Origin of the sequence: Flaviflexus massiliensis (genome assembly GCF_001375495.1) — a bacterium.
GTDB classification, from domain to species: Bacteria; Actinomycetota; Actinomycetes; order Actinomycetales; family Actinomycetaceae; genus Flaviflexus; species Flaviflexus massiliensis.
In genome coordinates this window covers 82,582-101,882 of sequence record NZ_LN831056.1, presented here as the reverse complement: position 1 = coordinate 101,882, position 19,301 = coordinate 82,582, and the positions used below count along the sequence as shown (strand labels likewise).

General features: G+C 58.9%; 8 protein-coding genes and 2 pseudogenes. 2 read left to right on the top strand and 8 right to left on the bottom strand.

Annotated features, from left to right (window positions below):
• Positions 1–5: 5 nt before the first annotated feature.
• Together BN1241_RS00470 and BN1241_RS00465 are read right to left on the bottom strand one after the other, a co-directional pair.
• Positions 6–10,628, bottom strand: a complete 10,623-nt coding sequence (locus BN1241_RS00470; RefSeq protein ID WP_147599149.1) for a metallophosphoesterase — start codon at positions 10,626–10,628, stop codon at positions 6–8.
• Between the two features lie 509 nt (positions 10,629–11,137).
• Complete coding sequence (locus BN1241_RS00465) at positions 11,138–11,971, bottom strand: Cof-type HAD-IIB family hydrolase (protein ID WP_054951798.1); 834 nt, start codon at positions 11,969–11,971, stop codon at positions 11,138–11,140.
• A 267-nt stretch (positions 11,972–12,238) separates the two neighbouring features.
• Here BN1241_RS00465 and BN1241_RS00460 point away from each other — a divergent pair, with 267 nt between their 5' ends.
• On the top strand, positions 12,239–13,285 hold the full coding sequence (locus BN1241_RS00460) for a zinc-binding dehydrogenase (RefSeq protein ID WP_054951797.1): 1,047 nt from the start codon (positions 12,239–12,241) through the stop codon (positions 13,283–13,285).
• A 162-nt stretch (positions 13,286–13,447) separates the two neighbouring features.
• On the opposite strand, the pseudogene BN1241_RS13380 reads toward BN1241_RS00460, so the two are convergent.
• From BN1241_RS13380 to BN1241_RS00450, 3 genes and pseudogenes are all read right to left on the bottom strand, one after another.
• A pseudogene (locus BN1241_RS13380) lies at positions 13,448–13,582 on the bottom strand (DAK2 domain-containing protein); the annotation flags it as partial.
• A 41-nt stretch (positions 13,583–13,623) separates the two neighbouring features.
• A complete protein-coding gene (locus BN1241_RS13375; RefSeq protein ID WP_054951796.1) occupies positions 13,624–14,133 on the bottom strand; it encodes a DAK2 domain-containing protein in 510 nt (169 codons plus the stop codon).
• Positions 14,134–14,136: 3 nt separating this feature from the next.
• Positions 14,137–15,135 carry a dihydroxyacetone kinase subunit DhaK gene (locus BN1241_RS00450; RefSeq protein ID WP_054951795.1) on the bottom strand — a complete coding sequence of 333 codons (999 nt, stop codon included), beginning with the start codon at positions 15,133–15,135 and terminating at the stop codon, positions 14,137–14,139.
• Positions 15,136–15,657: 522 nt separating this feature from the next.
• On the opposite strand from BN1241_RS00450, the gene BN1241_RS00445 reads away from it, so the two are divergent.
• Entirely contained in the window at positions 15,658–16,635 is a 978-nt protein-coding gene (locus BN1241_RS00445) for a hypothetical protein (RefSeq protein WP_222704349.1), read from the top strand.
• Positions 16,636–16,797: 162 nt separating this feature from the next.
• On the opposite strand, the gene BN1241_RS13090 is transcribed toward BN1241_RS00445, so the two are convergent.
• From BN1241_RS13090 to BN1241_RS00435, 3 genes and pseudogenes are all read right to left on the bottom strand, one after another.
• Positions 16,798–17,334 carry a zinc-binding dehydrogenase gene (locus tag BN1241_RS13090; RefSeq protein WP_230198230.1) on the bottom strand — a complete coding sequence of 179 codons (537 nt, stop codon included), beginning with the start codon at positions 17,332–17,334 and terminating at the stop codon, positions 16,798–16,800.
• Between the two features lie 92 nt (positions 17,335–17,426).
• Positions 17,427–17,792 (bottom strand): annotated as a pseudogene (locus BN1241_RS13085) (alcohol dehydrogenase catalytic domain-containing protein); the annotation flags it as partial.
• Between the two features lie 313 nt (positions 17,793–18,105).
• Positions 18,106–19,251, bottom strand: a complete 1,146-nt coding sequence (locus BN1241_RS00435; RefSeq protein WP_222704347.1) for a calcium:cation antiporter — start codon at positions 19,249–19,251, stop codon at positions 18,106–18,108.
• Between the last annotated feature and the right edge of the window lie 50 nt (positions 19,252–19,301).

Genomic DNA, 19,301 nt, shown 5'->3' with positions numbered 1-19,301 from the left:
AGGTGTTACTTGACCTGGCGGTTGACACCCGGGGTGTCGATGCCATCGCCGTCCCAGTCACCCACCAGGACCCTGTCAGTTGCCCTGCCGTACCCGATGCTCCACTCGGCGGGACCGCCGGTCAGCGCATTGTTGATGTGGAAGCGGTTTCCGCGGCGCACCGAAACAGTGTCCACTCCGTCCCCATTAAAATCACCGGCGAAAGCTAGGTCGGCTGCCTTGCCGTAGCGGTACTTCAGGTCGGCATTGCCACCGGTGAGGGCATTGTTGGCGTGGAATTCGTTGCCGCGGCGAATCGTGATCGTATCGACCTTGTCGCCGTTCCAGTCACCAACAAGCACCTCATCTGTTGCCTTGCCGTAGTTGAAGGAAACATCGGCATTGCCTCCGGCCAGCGTGTTCTTGAGAAGGAAGGTGTTGCCGCGGCGGACCGCAACTGTGTCCTTCCCATCCCCGTTCCAGTCACCAACAAGAACCTCGTCGCTGTCGCGACCGTACTTGAAGGAGGTTTCGGAGTTACCGGAGCTGATCTTGTTGCTCAGGTAGATCGTGTGCCCGCGGCGCACGGCGAGGGAATCCTTGCCGTCACCGTCCCAGTCACCAACGAGAACCGTGTCATCGTAGCGACCGAAGGACACCGCCAGATCCTGGTTCGTGCTGCGCCAATCGTTCGCAAGGAAGAACACGCTACCCTTCAGATCCCCGACCGGAACACTAGGCTCCTCCGGCTCTTCAGGCTGCTCCGGTTCTTCCGGCTCGCCTACCGATTCCACCGACACTGCGAACGACAGCTCGTCGGTCGACCCATCACCGTAGGTGACAGTCAGGCCGATCTGTTCAGTTCCGTCCTCATGATCTGCTGGGACAGCAACGGTTACCAGACCTGCGGCCGTCACGTTCACGTCCCAGCCTGCTGGTAGCTCTGAAGCAACCTCGTACGAAACCGTGACATCGTCTCCCAGGTCGGGGGTGAAGGTCACCTGGGTCTGACCCGACTTCCCTGCCGTGACGACCAGGTCGTTTGCTTCAGGCTCGTACTGGTCGGCGTTCGGTGCGGGGACCTCGTCACCGATGGTGAAGCGGGAGGTAACCGACCGGGTGACGTGGCTTTCCTGGTCGGTGAGTTCCACAAACCATTCGTATTCGCGATCGAGCTCAAGGTCGGTGAGGACCTCGGTTCCGGTTTCAGCTCCGACGAGCTCAACGGGTTCTCCGATTGCGACGGGTTCGCCTTCGGATAGCGTCAGGCCACTGGTGGACAGTGTTCGTGTCGTGTTGAATCCGAGGTCGAGTTCGAGAACGAAGTTCTCAGAGTCGTCTCCGTGGAATCCGGGCACCTTGTCTTCACTGATGGGTGAGTGCCAGCGCCCGTCCGATGTCCACGTGTCCAACCACGGTGAGTACGTGTTGACGTAGAGGAGTCCGTTCTCGGCATCGACCGAGATGTTCTTGTAGAACTCGTGCCCACCCCAGGGTCTCGTCTGGTAGTCGGAGAGGATTCCGTAGGAACGGGTGCCGTGGTCGGGCTCGCGGGTGGAGACGTACGAACCTGAGTTGTGTCCGGTGAGGACAAGTCTCACGTTCGGATACTTGTCAACGATCATGTCGTTGATTCTCGGGTTCGAGTACGGGTTCTCGTCATCTCTCGCCGTCAGGTAGTCGTGGCTGAGCAGGATGACCTGGTGGTCGGGGTGTGATTCGATTACTTCCTGCGCCCAGGTAATACCCGGGTCGTCATCGGTGTTGGATGACCAGTAGCCAAGAGACAGGATGAGGAGCTTCGAGCCTTCGATATTACTCGTGTAATAGAAGTTGTCGATGTCGTAGCTGCCACCGAACTCGAACTGGCTACCTTCCGTGCTTGCTTCGAAGCGTTCCATCGGGAAGTACTTCGGGAGCATGACGCGGCCGTTGCGGTCCTCAGAGTAGTCGTGGTTGCCCCAGGAGATCATGATGGGGATGCCGGCCTGTTCCATGGCTTGGGCGGACGGATCGACCGTGCGCCACTGGTATTCATCGAACAGGTACTCGCGGTTGACCCAGTCGCCTGCCTGGATGACAAGCTCAGTCTTGCGTTCGTCAGCATCGGCCACGATGTAGTTGAACATGTCGTTCATCATCCATGGCGTCGCCTCAGCATAGAGCTGGGTGTCGGGTACGTGGTTGAATGCCCAATCAAAGTTCGCCCCGTCGGGGTACTGCTCGTACACGTGGTCGTCACCCCATGGGAGAGAGGTCATGCCACGCCACACGAGCACCGTGATCTTGCCGTCGCGGACAGCGTTCTCGGAAGCCTGGGCGGTGATGTCGAGAGAGACTTCCCCACCATCAGCGTCCGCACCCTCGTCCTTCAACAGCCATTCGGCTGTCTCATGGTCGTAGACCCAGGCGGACACCATGCGATCATCGCCCGTTCCCGACCACGTCAGGTGGTATTCGGATGCCTCCCCAACTTCGATCTCGTAGATCTGGTAGGGATTCTCGTTCTCTCCCACGGTCGCGGGGTGAAGAGCGGCGGGGGCACCCGAGCCTGGCGTGATGTTCTCGGGCGTGCGATCAGTCGTGCTGCCTTCGCGCACCGTCACGTTGTCATCCGTCAGTTCAACGGTTTCATTGGCGAAGAACTGGGCGGTGACCTTTTCCAGGTCAGCCGTGTCCGGCGTGGCCGAGAGTGTCACCTCCGCATCGGGACCTGCCTGCGTGGCCGAATCATCGGAGACAATCGGCTGGTTCGGTGCGGTCGTATCGGTGATCGTCACGCTGATCGCGTCGGTCCCAGTGCGCACCTCGTCGAGGGAGGTGGCGGTGAAGGTGATCTCTTGGTCGCCTGCCGGGTTGATGGGCACGTCGACCGTGAACTGGCCGGCCGGGATCTCGCCCTCGAAGATCGTGTCCTCACCGATCTGTGCGGTGAGCACGGATCGTTCGGAGACGGTTCCGGAGACGGGGATGAGTCCGGCTTCGTGGGTGGTGCCGTTCGCGGGGGAACCGATGACGAGTGAGAGTGCGTCCTTCTCGTGACGGTCCCCGTAGGTGACAGCGTCACCGAAGTAGTTCTCGTAGCGGAATGCCTCGTATTCGGGGATGAAGGGGAATCCGGCGATCTGGACGTCGTCAATGTGCCCATGGAAGGGTGCATACGCCGAGTTGTCGTCCGTGTAGAGGTCACCGATGGTGGTCTGGACGGTGCGATCCGAGTTTGTCGGAACCCGCTCGACCATGGCCTCGTGCTGCTGGACACCATCAACGAAGATCGCGAGGGTCATGCCATCGTAGGTTTGGGTCACGAGGTGGGGCTTGCCATCGGCAGGCACCTCCACCGTGTGTGCGTTTGAGTTGTATCTCGTGTGCGTTGACCCATCGACCGCGACCACCTGCGCGTAGGCGGGGTCGGCCGAGTCCGTGGGCCGCTGCTTACCAACAACTGCTCCCCCGGTCGTGCTCGAGGCCAATAGGTTCTCCTCGGTAAAGGAGTACACGGTCGAGACCGCGAGTTGCGAGTAGCCGCCACCGATGTTGCCCGGGTACTGGATCTTCGCGCCGTCGAAGCGGGTCTGCTTCGTGCCCTGCTCGGAGTCCGTGACCTCGAGGTCACCACCGTGGACGGTACCGGTGTTACGTCCGGTCGAGTCGGTACGACTTTCGCCCTCGGCGACCGGTTCCATGAGGTGGTCGACGAGCGCATACTGCGACCACACATCGGCCGGGTCGTTGCCGAGGCCTTCGCCACCGTAGTAGGCCCACAGGGAGGTGATGTCGTGAGCTGCGAGGACCGGGACCTTGACCCAGATGATCGAGGTGGAGCCGGGGTTCCAGGACTCAACTTCGTGACTGAGCACCTTCCCATCTTCACCCGCAATCGTCACCGTATCGGAGCCAACATCGGGCGTGTTGCCGATCGTGAGCCTCACCGGAGCGTTCTCGAAATCCTTGTTCGAATCATTGCGGACGGTGATGGCCTCACGGGAGGTGGCGGCGCTGTCGCGCCACATAATCTCATCCCCTTCGGGGGACACGAGACCCTGGAGTTCCGCGAGCGCCCTCTCGGCCGCGAGCAAGCGATCGAGGTTGGGGAGAATATCGAGAGCCGAGCGCGGCAGTGAATCAACCGCTGCGCGTGCCTGCTCGATCTGCTCCGCATGCTCTTCGGTCACGTCGTCAGCATCGGGAAGCGCGTCAATGAGGGCCGCGACGGCTTCGGTTTGACGGTCGATACCGAAGGCCTCAGCGAGGACTGGCGTACCGGTTCCGGAGATGTGGTACACCTCCACGGTCAGTCTGTTGTCGGTGACATTGATGCCGGTGAAGCTTTGGACTGTGCCCTGGCGGGGCGTGCCGAGCCGGTCAAACAGGTCGAGGAACGCTTCGAGGATGAAGGATTCGGTTTCCCCGATCTGCCGGTAGTGCTTGGCTCCGGCCGTGTTCGGCATGTAGTAGATCGTGCCGTCCGGGTTGACCGCGTACTCGTAGCGCTTGCCGTTGACAACCTCGGTGAACCTTGTGGTTTCCACGGGGCTGACGAGCTCGGTGCCGTTCTCGTCGTAGGACAGCACCTTGGTGCGCGAGTAGTAGTGGTCGTGGCCCTGGAGAACAAGGTCGATTTCGAGGCGGTCGATGACCGGAACGAGTTCCTTCCTCATCTCCACAATGTCGGGATCTTCGGCGTGGTTGCCGGCCGTATAGAGGCCCTTGTGCATGACAAGGATCGTCCACTGGGCACCGTTCTCGCGAGCCTGGGCGGCGTCCTGTTCGAGCCAGGCCAGCTGCTCATCGGTGATCGACTTTTCTTCGTCCTCGTTGGTGTTGAGAACCATGAAGTGCGCACCGTTGTAGGTGTACGAGTAGTAGGCTCCCGTTTCTGTATTCTGCTCGTTTGGATGTTCGAGCATGAAGTGGTCAACGAAGGTCTGAGGATGCATGTCGTGGTTGCCCGAGGCAGGGGCGATCGTGGTGGCGAGCAGGGAATCCTGTGCTGCACCGAGCAGGTCAACCCAGTCCTGTTCGGGATTGGAGTCCTGTACGACGTCGCCGTTGTGGACCATAAACTCTGCCTCCGGCAGGGTTTCCAGTGCCTGGCTCATCGTGTGGGCGGACATGTCCGCCTCCGCCGGTCCCTTCGCCTGCGTGTCGGTGAGGTCAATGAACGTAAAGTCGCTCTCCCCATCGGCCGTGACAAACGTACCGGTCTCGGACCAGATTTCCTCGGCCGAGTCACCCACCTTGTAGTAGTAGGTCACTCCCGGCTCAAGGTCGGTGGCAACGGCCTGGTAGACGGTTTCACCGTGGGTTGCGGTGCGGTGCTCCGCATCAACCGTGGTTTCTTCCGTGAACTCCGGGTCGGTGGACATGCGAACGGTAGCGGAAGCCGGATCGGTGATCGAGTCCTGGTACCAGGTGAAGGCACGGCGGGTTTCCGGGTCACCGTAGAAGGTGTTGGTGATGCGGTTCGGCATCTCCTCCGGAAGCACGTACTTGACGATCGGCAGCCCGGATTCGGCGTCCCAGCGCCAGTGCTCGGCAAAGTCCCAGCCCAGCTCTTCGTAGGTGGCCTTGTCTGCGAGCATCGCAGCATCCGCATCCGCACCGTGCTGATTCTTGTATCCGGGACCGGTGACGGTCTCACCAAGGATCAAAGTGTCGGTGAAGGCAAGGTTGGAATCAGCGACCCAGCTATCACCATCGGTGTTGCCGAGGATGCGGCCAGCAAACTCATCGCTCTCACCCTCATAGTCAACGCTCGCGCCAAGGACAACGTTGCCGGTGATTGTGGCTGAGCCCTGCGGGTCACCGACCACGAGTCCCGCGCCTCCCGAGCCGGCAACGGTGCGGGTGATGGTGGCGGTCACGAGGTTCTTCGAGACGGTTGCAGAATCTGCTGCCGTGCCGACAACACCGCCCACGGTGTTTCCACCCTCGATGGTGATGTCGATGAGGTTCTGATCGATCGTGGCTGTGCCGGAAGCGTGTGCAACGAGACCGCCCGCAACCTCTGCCTTCGGAGCGACGAGTGTCGTGTTGTGGATGGCGATGGACCGAATGTCAGCCCCGTCCCCTGCCGTAACGGCAAGGACAGCGACGGAGCCTTCCCCACCCTCGACCTCAACGTTGTCGAATGCGAGGTTGGACATAGTGCCGGTCAGGTCACGGATCAGTGCTCGATCGTGCGAGGAGTCGCTTGCCGAAAGGGTGATGTTGCTGATCGTGTGGTTACGCCCATCAACAATCCCGTCGAAGCGGTCGAGGCCCGGGAAGGGATCCCTGCCCTCGAAGTCCAGGTCGGCTGTGATGGCGAAGTGCTTTCCGCCGAGCATCGACTCGTCACCGGAGTTGATGGCCTCAGCCAGGAACTCAAGGTCTTCCGGGGTGTCGATCGTGAACGGCTGAGCCTCAGTTCCGGAACCAAACAGGAAGGAACGCTGAGGAACCGGGTGGCCCCGCCCCTCATCCCACACCCAGGCGTGCTCGAAGTCCCATCCGAGATCAAGGTAGGTCTGCTGGGTGGAGAGTTCCTCCACGGTCCGGTTCGTGCCCTGCTCGTTTGCAGCACCCGGTTCGGTGGGGACGGAGTTGCCGAGCTGAACCTGGTCGCTGACCAGGTTGCTGGCAACGAGCCAGCCACCGTTGGCATACTGGCCGAGCACGCGACCGGCGAGGATGCCGCCTGCGCCACCGCTCCAGTGGACGCGACCACCCTTGATGACGTTGCCGGTTGCAATGCCCATGTCCTGGTCCTGCGAGAAGCTGCCCATGAAGGAGAGGATCATGCCGCCGTGTGCGCGGTTGCCGCGCGAGGACACATTTGCATCCACCAGGTTGTTCTGGATCGTCGTGCCATAGCGACCATAGCCAACGACTGCGGCCGGGTAACGTGCCGAACGGAACGTGCCCTCCACCCAGTTGTTCGTGACCTGAACACCGTTCTGAGCGTTGGCGGCGAGGCCGGCCACGTACTGGGCTCCGGTCGACAGGTCGGCATTGATGATCGTGTTGCCGTCGATGATGGCGCCATTGGAGGCCGTGGAAACCAGCGCCGAAACCTGGGAGGCCTGGGAGATGTGGGTCACGACCCCATCGATTGTCAGGTTCTCGACCGTACCGCCATCAAGCTGGCGGATCAGCGCCCGTTCATCGCTCGTTTCCGAGGGCCCGTAGGTGAGGTTGTAGATCTTGTATCCATTGCCGTCGAGGACTCCGCGGAACTGGTCGATACCAACAAAGGTGCCACCGGCGAAGTCGATGTTTGTCGAGAGCGCAAAGTGGGAGGTGTTGAGCCCGAGCGGGTTCGCGTTCAACTCGGCAGCCATGAGGTTCAAGTCAGCTGCTGAACCGATGAGGAACGGATCCGCTTCGGTTCCACGACCGTCGAGTCCTTCGATTTCTCCCCCAGCACCCGGGTGCTCGGTGAGATCGCCCGGTACGACAGCACGTACCGGAACCGGGTGGGAAAGCTCCTCATTCCACACCCACGAGTTCGCAAAGTCCCAGCCGAGGTCTTCATAGGTTGATTGGGTTTGCAGGTCGGCGAGGGAGGTCGCGGTGCCGTTCGCATTGTTTTCGCCCGGCCCTTCCACCTTCTGACCACCAACGAGAATGTTCTCGTTTGCGAGGTTGTTCTCAACCTGCCAGCCGCCATTGCCGTACTGGCCGAGGACGATGGAGGAGATGACAGCATCCTTACCGTCGAGCCAGTCAACAAGCCCGCCGTAGACAACGTTGTTGGTGAGAACACTGCCGCCCTCACCGCCGCCGGTACCACCCATGTAGCCGAGCAGAAGGCCGGCGTGGGCTCGGTTGCCCGTTGCCACAACGGTGGCGTCCACGAGGTTGTTCTTCACCGTGACACCGTGGCGGCCGTAGCCGACGGTGGCGGAGCCGTAGCGGGTGGAGGTGAAGTTGCCGTGCACCCAGTTGTTGGTGATGGTCGCCTCGTACTCTGCCGTGACGGCTAGGCCCGCCACGTACTGGTTGCCTGAGGTGAGCTGAGCATTCGTCAGCGAGTTGCCGTCGATGACGGCATGGTTGTTGGCGACGAGGACAAAGCCAGCAACCCGGAAGTCACCGGTCTCTTCGACAACGAGACCATCGATGGTCAGGTTCCTCAGTTCACCGCCATCGAGCGCGCGGATGAATCCAAGCTCGTTCGAGTTCGCCCCTGGGCCGTAAACAATGTTGGTGATCCGGTGCCCATTGCCATCGAAGCTTCCCGTGATGCGGGTGATGCCGGGGTGGGTGCGTCCACCAAAATCAATATCGGCGGTCAACTGCACGTGACCCGATTCGAGGTTGCCGATACCGGATTCCACGGACTCGTTGACGGCGGTCACGTAGGTCGCGAGCTCATCGGCCGTGCCTACCAGGAACGGTTCCTGCTCCGTTCCGTGCCCTTCAAGACCATCAATGGCGAGCTGTTCTTCTTCTCCTGGCTCGTCGAGGCCATCGGGGAGGAAGGCTGCCGGGACTGGCTGCGATGCTTCCTCATCCCATGCCCAGTCGGCAGTGAAATCCCAGCCGATCCCCGCATAGGTCTCCTTCTCCGAGAAGGCGGATGCCGGGGTTGTGTCACCCTCGTTGGGTGAGGATGCTGGCACTTCGCCACCCACGGTGACAGTGTCAGCGGCAAGGTTGTTCGTCAGAACGAGGTAGCCGCTCGAGTGGGGCGCACCAACAACGCGGTGCGCACCGGGCGCTCCGGTCAGCGCCTCCTCATCCCATGCCACGCTGCCGCCCGCGAGCGCATTGCTTCGCAGGTTCGTTGCTCCACGGGTTGCGCCAGATGCGGAATTGCCCTGGTATCCGAGCACCAGGCCGCCGAGTGCCCGATCTCCCGTCGAGGTGATGGTCGCATCAATGTGGTTGCGTTCCACATCAACGTCGTAGCGAGCATAGCCCGTGATAGCGGAGGGGTAGCGTGCAGACGTGATCTCGCCAGAAACCTGGTTGTTGAGAATATCGACACCATCAGCAGATTCGTAGACGAGGCCACCCGCGTAATCCTGAGCGGTTTGAAGTTCGATATTGGTGACCCGGTTGCCTTCGATAGTGGCGCCACCGTTTGCCTTCACGGCGATACCGGCCACGACCTGACCGTCGGTGGAAATCGCGGTGACCGCATCCAGTCCAAGATCAGTGACGGTGCCTCCGGTGAGGTTGCGGATCAGACCTAGCCACTTCGAGGAAGCGCTTGGCCCGTACGAAATGTTCGAGATCGTGTGCCCATCACCGTCAAGGACACCGGTGAAGGTATCGATGCCAACAAATGTCTCCCCCGCATAGTCAATATCTGCGGTCAGAAGGACGTGAGAGGACTCAAGCGTGCCGGGTGCACTCGTTGCAGCCTCGTTCAGGGCCGCAGTAAGAGTATCGAGGTCGGAAGCGGAACCAATGAGGAAGGGAGCATCTTCAGTTCCTTCCCCTTCGAGTCCAGCGATCGGAGCTACCGGCTCCTCGGTGGGTTCATCAGTGGGTTCTACCGTTGGTTCTTCCGTAGGCTCTTCGGTGGGCTCTTCCGAAGGTTCTTGCGAAGGTTCTTCGGTGGGTTCTTCACCCTCACCGGCAGCGAATGCTGTAGGGATGGGGCGTGAGAGTTCATCACTCCAGGTCCACTGGTTTTCAAAATCCCAGCCCAGTCCCTGGTAGGTTTCCTGAGTTAGCTCGTCGGCAGCAACGGTATCGCCGTTGAGAACCGAGTCGCTCGGGACCGCACCATCAATGGTCACAGCATCGCTTGCGAGGTTCCCAGCAACGAGCAGTCCGGTGTCGAGTCCTCCGGAGCTGTGCGGGAGGGACACAACACGGTTCGCGTTCTGAGTCTCGGTTGCGACGTTCTTGTTCCAGGTCAGTTCGCCACCAAGGATGACGTTGTTGTAGACCTCGGTGACACCCTTGTTAACGTATTCAGCCGAGCTGCCCTGGAAAGCAAGCCCAAACGCACTGCGCACGAGTGCGCCGGTGACAGCAATGTCGGTGTCAACCAGGTTGTTTTCCAAAGACACGTCGTAGCGCGCGTAACCGGCAATGCCGGCAGCGTAGCGAGCGGCAGTAATGGAGCCTTGAACATAGTTGTTCGACACCTCGGCACCTTCGACAGCTTCGTATGCGAGACCACCCGCGTAGGGCGCACCGGTCGTGAGGTTGAGGTCGGTGAGGGAGTTGCCGGTTACCGTGGCGCCCTTTGTTGCCTTCAGAACGAGGCCCGCCACGTTCTGGCTGTTCTCGCTCGTACCCGTCACACCATCGATGCCAAGGTTGGTGATGGTGCCGCCAGTCAGGTTCCGGACGAAGCCAAGAGTCCCAGCTGCCGAGCTCGGGCCGTAAACAATGTTTGAGATTGTGTAGCCATCACCATCGAGCACACCGGAGAAGGTCTCGATCCCGGTGAACACCTGAGAGTTGTAGTCAATATCCGAAACAAGCTTGGCGTGGGAGGAAGTCGTTGCTCCCCCGAGCCCATCGTCACTCGCATCGTTGACAGAATCCGCAAACGCATCAAGCTCTTCCGCGGTTGCAATTTGGTAGGGATCTTCGCTTGTTCCCGTTCCACTCAATCCCAGCTCATCGGCCTGAGCAATGGGAGTGGCAACGGTGAAAGCCAGAATAAAGGACGCGAGTAGCGTCAACGCTCGTTTCAAAACTGCACTCTATTTCTTCGTGTTTGCCTGGCCGGATCTGAACTTTCCCGGCATATACCTGCAAGAAGCTATCGAAATCAGACAAACACGAGGTGAACAGAAGAAACAATCATCGTAAACAAAACATGTCGACTCCCTTCACATTATTTAATAGCGGTGGAGTTTCACTGAACATAAGCATTGACCCAATTTGACCTCAGTAATTAATGAAATATCAACATTGCCATGGTGGATTGAGCCAGCTTCCCAATGGGCCAGGTGTTCGCGCAAGGTAGCTCTGCCCGTGTGTGGTGGCAGTCGCCTTCAACCATCGCAGTAACTGGGTACACCCTCCCCGAGGTCCCACTCCGAAAATGATTTCTGCCAAATGACGCGGGCGTGCGATTCCAGGTCCGGAATATGAGGAGTGCCCGTGACCGAAATATGTGGCTAACAAATGTCAGGAACAACGACAGTGAGGGCGCCATTGGCGCCCTCACTGTCGTTGTCGTATTTACTTTCGCTTCGCCCTATGCGTCGAGCAGCATGCTGAGGACGCTCAAGACCCCTTGTTTGGTGTTGGAGGGAGCAATGTAGCGTGCCGTTTCCCTGATCGTGGGGTGCGCATTCTCCATGGCGAAAGACAGGTGGGCGCGCCTCATCATTTCCAGATCGTTCAGGTAGTCACCAAAGACGACGGTCTGTTCCGGGGTGACACCGAGGGCACGCTGCAGGTCGGCAACCGCCTTGCCTTTGTTGCCTGCCGCTGACATGATGTCGATCCAGCGGTCGCCCGAGAGGACGACGTTGGCGGTGTCGGGAAGGATCGCCAGGTCCTCGAGAACCCTGCTTGAGATTCCGTCAAAGTCGTAGATCGCCATCTTCAGCATCTGGTCGTCAACGTTCTTGAGATCATCAACGAGGGTGAGCGCACGGTTGTAGGTGCGGATCTTGTCAACGAACTCCTGGTCCTTGCGTTCTGCGTAGGCTCCCTTGGCGCCACCAACCACGACTCCAGCATTTCGGTAGTCGATGTTGCGGATGATGTCGACGGACTGGATGTAGTCCGCCCTCTCGATCGGGGTGATCGACACAATCTCACCGTCACTCATGACGAAGGTGCCGTTCTCGGAAATGTAGGTGCGGATCTCGTCTTCGTGGCCAAACATTTTCTTCAGGGTGGCGAGCTGTCGCCCCGAGGCGGGGGCGAAGACGATCCCACGCTCCAGCATCTTGTCCAGCAGGGGCCAGAATGCCTCCGGGATGTTGCCATCATCGTCCAACAACGTTCCGTCCATGTCGCACACGACCAGGCGAACATCGTGTTCGTTCGCTTCAATCGCGTCCCACATTTGCTCCGTCATTCACAAGCTCCAAGTCACAAACTAGTTCTGGTTTACTCCCCAGTATTCCCCATGTCGCATTTTGTGGGGCGTAGAGGTGGCCATCTTCTCAACTCGCAACCCTTAAAATCCGCTTAAGTAGCGATCAACGAATCAGATGCGCAGCAGATGAGCAGGAGATGCCAACTTTGCCAGGAACACAGGTGTTACGCCGGGCAGTTTCAGGCCCCGGGTGGGTCATGCCGGTAAGGTTGCCTCAACGACCACCGTCATGAATTGGGGATAGTCATGCTCGCATACGAGTTCCACACGGACAGCACGCTCCGTTTCATCGAAGCACCCGATCCCGGACCCGGGCCGGGCGAACTCGTGGTCACCATGGCCTCCAATGGCATTTGCGGAACCGACCTCAAGATTGCTCGCGGCGAGCACCGCTTCTTCCCTCCCGGCACCTCCCGGATTCCCGGTCACGAAGCAATCGGCATCGTGACAGACAACAGGTCGGGCGATGAGAGGTATGCACCGGGCACGGCCGTTGCTCTCGCCCCCAATATTTCCTGCAATACCTGCCGCCCCTGCCGGCGCGGTTTCCAGAACCTGTGCGAGAATTACGAAGCCTTCGGGCTCACGTTCAATGGTGGTTTTGCCGAGAAGATCCTCGTCCCCGCATCCGCGATCACCAACGGCAACCTCCTCCCCATCCCCCAGGGACTCGACCTCACGGTTGCGGCCCTGACAGAACCGATTGCCGCGGTCCTGCGCGGGCTGCGCCCCCTCAACATCACCTCCGATGACACACTGCTGATTTGTGGGGCAGGACCAATCGGACTCATTGCCCTCCTCATTGCCAACCACCGCGGCGTCGGCAAGGTAATTGTCTCCCAGACGTCTGCACCGCGCCGGGAACTTGCTGCCAAGCTCGGTGCCGATGTCACGCTCGACCCCAGGGCAGGAGATCTTGCCGAGCAGGTGCTGGAGGTAACTGACGGGGCGGGCGCTGACGCCACCGTCGTTGCCACCCCGAAGGGAACAGTATTTGGTGATGCTGTTCGGGCAAGCGCCGTCGGGGGCAGAATCAACTTCTTCGCCGGGCTCCCTTCCGGCGGTGGCGAGATCCCACTCGACGCGAACCTTATCCATTACCGCGAGCTGGTCGTCACCGGCTCCACCGCGAACAATAATGCGGACTGCCGCGAAGCTCTCGACCTGCTCGCGAGCGCACCCGGGCTCTTCTCTCCCCTTATCACCGCCACCTTCCCGCTCAATAAAGCGGACGAGGCATTTGAAGCGGCCCGCGCTGGGGAACACCTCAAGGTTGTCGTCACCGACGGCTAATACCTTCTACCTAATAGTCCCTGGCTCTAATAACCCCTGGTTCTCATCGCGATCGAGCTCGAACGATCGGCTGACTATAAACAGTGATTCCCCGGACCGAGGTCCGGGGAATCATACTTTTCCGATCAGCACTTGCTCACTGCAAGAACTGACGCTGATGAGCTATGCCTGTTCTATCCCGTCGGCGATTGCTTCGAGGAGGATCGTGACGGACATGGCGCCCGGGTCGACGTGGCCGCGGCTGCGTTCACCGAGTGACTTGGCCTTCCCGACCTTGGCAATCATGTCTTTCGTTGCCTCTCGTCCACTGGCAGCACCTTCCGCCGCGGCGCGTGCCGCTACCGCGAGGCCGTCAGCGGACTGGCAGCACCTTCCGCCGCGGCGCGTGCCGCTACCGCGAGGCCGTCAGCGGTGTGCTGGCGGGCGGCTTCGGCGGCCGGGATGAGGGCGTCGAGCATGGTCTTGTGGCCGGGTTCGGCCTTGCCCCGTGCCTGCACCTTCTCGGCGGCCACTTCGAGTGCTGAGGCATAGCCCTCAGCATCCAGGGTGTCGGAGTCGAGGGACTTCGCGGGTGCGCGGAACATGGTTCCAAAGACTGCTCCGGAGGCTCCACCACTCGTGGACAGGACTGCTGTTCCGACTTCCTTAAAGGCATCGCCAACGGTGGCGAGTTCTGCGCCTTGGAGGGCGGTGATACCAGCTCCGAAGCCTCGGGACATGCCGACGCCGTGGTCACCGTCGCCGGTGGCACGGTCAGCATCCCCCAGCTCTTCCTTCGCGTCAACAATGGCCTGGCAGGCCGCGAGAAGGATGGTACGGATCTGGTCGATATTTACTGTTTCTGACATGTGTCAGCCTTGGGTGTAGGGAACGGATTCGCAGGGAGCCGCGATGAGTTCTTCGATTTCGTCGGTGAGCTTGAGGGGGGTGAGGGACAGTCCCGCCATGTCCTGCGACGTGAAGTGTGCGCCGATGTCGGTGCGGCCGACGGTGATGCCCTTCTGCTCGAGAAGCTCGGCAACCTTGCGGTAAACAACGAGCAACTCCATCTGGGTTGTCGCACCCAGGTTGTTGATAAGGACGGCGACTCGGTCACCGGACTCGTACGGCAGGTCTTCGGTGATCATGTTGACCATCTTCTCGGTCAGCTCATCGGCGCTCATCATCTTCGAGCGCTCAACACCGACTTCGCCGTGCATGCCCAGCCCAATCTCAATTTCGTCATCGCCGAGTTCGAAGGTGCGCTTGCCGGTGTGGGGCAGGACTCCGGCGCGAACAGCAACACCGATCGTGCGGGTGTTGTACTGGACGCGTTCGGTCACGGCGGCCGCTTCTTCAAGGGAGAGTCCCTTGGCACACGCAGCACCGGCCGCCTTCACGACGTAGAAGGCTCCGCCGATGCCGCGGCGGCCCTCGTAATCGTCGGTGGCAACATCGTCACGGACGAGGACAGTCTTGGATTCGATATCCGAATCGTCTTCCGCCATCTCCGCACCCATGTCGAAGTTCATGACGTCACCGGCGTAGTTTCCGTAGACGATCAGAACGCCGGCACCAGCGTCGGCCGCTTCGATGGCTTCTTGGACGTGCTGGGGTGCGGGGGCTGCGAAGATGTCACCGGAGACGGAAGCGTTCGCGAGGCCGGGGCCAACGAAGGCGCCGTACATGGGTTCGTGGCCGGAGCCGCCGCCCACGAGCAGGCCAACCTTGCCCTGCTCCTTCTTGGTGCTACGAATAACGCGAGAACCGGGGTCTCGGGTCAGCAGTCCGTTCGAGATCGCAACGAGACCATCCAGGGTCTCGTCAACGATGTTTTCCGGATCGTTCATAATCTTTTTCGCAAGTGCCATGACTACCTCATTGTTGTCAGGTTTCCGAGTAGCCAGGGCACGGCCACCCGACACGTTAACGACGTGCTGCCCTTCACACTACAACGGGTTACACGTCTAGGCGAGCGGCCGCACACTCGTCCACTTCAGGTCTCAATTCCGCGAAATATCACCCTTTATCAAGCTTTACAAAACAACGTGATCGGCCGACTTATGAGCGGCTATCCCGCTCGTCAATTGACCGACGCTGAGGCGATAATGCGCGGCAGGTTCGGCTGCCACACACCCCTTCAGAAAAGATCGAAGCTGTTCCCATGCTCAGCACGCCAGTTGCTCATGGAGAGATTGCCAAATCTCTTCCACTCTTTGTCAGCACACAGCCTTGGACTCAGAGAACTTCCCAGTATTGATATCTAGTGCAGTAAATACCAGTACAATGGCATCATTATTTTAAGAATTGAGACTAACCTAATGTCCCGAGAAATATCCGCATTCAACACCTACAGTCAGCGGGAGAACCGAGTTACAAACTATGTCGGACTAATGCTGAAGCTACTTCATGAAGAAGATGCGACCGGATTCCAAGAAACTCTCAATGCTCTGCTAAACGATAACTCTGTTGAAGTGGGCCCAACATTTCGCCAACAGACACGATTCGGTCGGTCAATTCCAGACCTCGTTATCGATCAGAGACGATTTACAGTCAGATTCGAGGTCAAACTCTCCGACTGGTTTACTAGGCCTCAGATAGCAAACCATATCAACGCCATGCCTGATGTTGTAGGCGATGACACATCCGTTCTTGTCCTGCTCTCTCCAGAAGAAATCCGGCCCGAGGAGCGGTTCACTGAGGAAGCCGAAGCCGCTGCTACCCGCGGAGTTCAGGTAACTTCCACTACATTCCAGAAACTCCTCGAATCGATTCAAAGCAACGCCACCTCGACCTCCGGGGCTTTCAATTCATTACTGCCGGAATTTGAGGAGTTTCTCAATGGTGAGGGACTTATTCCAAAATGGCAACGCATTCTCGACGTTGTAAATAACGGGCAAAAGATTGACGAAATTGATAACTTCGGCATTTATTGTTGCCCGGATACTGGCGGCCACTACTCTCATGCACGGGCAAGGTACTTGGGAGCATATAAAGATAAGACAGTCTCTCGAGTATCAGAAATCGAAGGCGTCGTCATTGTTAGCCTCGATGAGAACCAGAGGCTCACCACAGAAATAAAGCACTCTTCTCCTTTTACCGAACCTTCAGCTTCTGCGAATCTCAAACAAAGGGCAATGGACTTTATCGAAGCGAATGCCGATCGTCGTGCTGAACTCAAAGATTATGATCTGCAAGTGTTTGTACTTTCAGAAGTTGAGGAAACCGACTTTCGCAAGGATACGCCCGGTGGCATGTTCGGATCAAAGCAGTACTTCCGCGATATTCCCACGGAGGTTTCAAATGCGAAGGAACTGGCTAACTTCCTACGGGGTCGAGAATGGTCCAAATGGAATCTCCAATCCTCATAGCATTCTCCATACGACTTTCCCTATGAGCCAAGGACTGGTCACGCAGACAAAGCCGACGGCTGTGAGTGTCCGCGATTATTAGTTGCACACGGACACACACAGCCTTAGCGATAGATTCTGGGCACGTCAATTATCTGATTCACCCAGGCATCTTGCTACGGACTACGGGACGAGAATGCCTCGCCCGACAAGTCGGCCCTGATCAAAATCGTTGATGGCATCCGCATATGCCTCGAGTGGATAGACGGCAGTGGTCAGAGAGATTTTCCCTTCGGCCGTCAGTGTCATGAGCTCAACGAGGTCCTGGTAGGTTCCCACCTGGTTACCGATGACGTTGATCTCCTGAGAGATAATGTCAATCGTCAAAAGGTCGACGTTGCCGCCGCAACCAATGACATAGTAGTCACCCCTGCCCTTAAGCATTCTGGGGCCAACCTTCTCCATTCCTTGTTCACCAACAAAGTCGAAGATAACGTCGGCTCCGCCCCCGGTGATCTCCTGAACCTGATCCAGTGTGGCTTCATCGCCACCCGAGAGAACGGTTTCGTGAGCACAGAGGCTCTTGGCAAGCTCGAGGGCCTTCTCGGAACGATCAACAACGTGATGTGTGCCGAGGTGAGGGCAACGAGGGACTGAAGACCAATATGGCCGAGTCCGCCCGAACCAATGACGACGACATAGCTTCCAGGGAAGAGCCACTTCGCGGCCTTCCTTACCGCGTGGTACGCGGTGAGGCCAGCATCTGCGAGCGCAGCGATGCCCTTGGGTTGGAGAGAAGCATCGAGCTTAACGACTGCTCGAGCATTGGTTTTGAGGAACTCTGCCATCCCACCGTCTGCGTTGAGGCCAGGGAAGCGTGAGTTCGAGCAGTGCGAGTCTTGCCCGGCACGGCAGGCTGGGCACAGCCCGCTCGTGACGAGGGGATGCATGATAACGGTGTCGTCAACGCTGACATTGGAGACGGCGCTACCGACTTCTTCTACCCAGCCAGCATTTTCGTGGCCGAGGATGTAGCGGAGGTCGGGGTTCTGGATCGGGGCCCACAGGCCTTCGATAACGTGGAGGTCTGTACGACAGAGACCGGCTGCGCCGACTTTGACGATGACATCCCAAGGCCCTGTGACCTTTGGATTGTCGACTTCATCAAGGAACGGCATTTTCTCGTATTCGTGAATTCTTACGGCTTTCATTGCACGCTCCAGTTTTCTGCGTCTGCATTGACACGCGGTACGTGCAAGCGTGGTAGCGGTCCCTACTCAAGTCAATAGTTCAACTAATCAAGCAGCTGCCTTTCGCGGCGAGCACGCCCCTTCACAGGATTGGGAAATCTAGCGCACCGCAAACCACTCAGCCTTGTCACCAGTGCCATCGCAGGGTTTACGATCCTGGGTCCCCCACTATTCACAGGCGTTCTAGGCCTGACAAATTACGAGGGTTACATTCCGATCAGATTGTCAGGGTTGAAATCGGTCAGATCATCAGCGCCAGAACGTACGCGACAAAGAGTGCCAGGTGAGCAACCCCTGCCCCGCTGGAAACGGACTTCCGAGTAAAGACACCGATGGTCAGGAGCATTGTCAGTCCAAGCAGGACCAGGTTGATGGAGCTCTCGGCAAGAGCAACGTCCTGTCCTGTCATCATTCCAATCAGGAGTACAGCGGGAATCATTAAAGCCAGTGTCGACACAAGTGCTCCGTGACAGAGATTGCTGACCCGCTGAATCTCCCCGGCAAGGGCCGCGCGGACGCTCGTGATCGACTCGGGCAGGAACACAATCATGGCGATCAGGAGACCGGCGAGAGCCGGTGGAGCCCCCAGCGCGATCAGTGCTTCATCCACCAGAACCGCCATGTCGTGTGACAGAAGCACGATCGGGAGCACGAGGCCAATGAGGAGAAGAACCCGGGCCAGGATCTCCTTACGGTGCTGCTTGAGTACAGCACCGATCGATAGTTCTGCCGACTCTTGCTCCGTCACGCCAACAGATGTGGGTGCTAGGGATCGGGAGTCCCCACCATCAGAACCAACATCCCCACTTGCTGAACTAATATCCCGACCCGCGGCACTATTCGAACCAGCTTCCTGGGAAGAGCGTTCTCCCGAGCCGACTCCAGTCTGAATAGTTTTGTCAGAATCAACTTCCTGGAAGTCCCGCGCCGCGGGCCCCATCTGTCGCCAAAGGAAGCCAGCATAGAGAACCATCGTGGCGATGGCGATCGGGATTGCCAGTGCAGTCGGGTAGGAGCCGCCCTCAAGGAGTGGCGGGATTCCAAAGGCAATGACTCCGAGAGTGCCGATCATGGCGAGATAGGCTCCTGCTCCCCTTCGGTTGTGCCGCAGCCTGCCGTACTTGCGACCACCAACGATGAGGCAGATGCCGATAACAAGATTGAGGATGATCATCGATACTGCCATTACCGAGTCACGGGCAATGGTGGCGTGCTCACCTGGGCCTAGCATCACAGCAGAGATAAGGATGACCTCGATAAGAACAATTGAGAGCGTCAGTACCAGAGATCCGTAAGGATCCCCGAGGCGATGTGCCAGTGCCTCCGCCTGCTTCACGACACCGAAGGAACAGGCGGTGATAACCGCGATGATGATAACGAGTGCCATGAATAGAGTCGCGGTCGACATTGGCGGTTGAAGTAATGAACCGGACACAG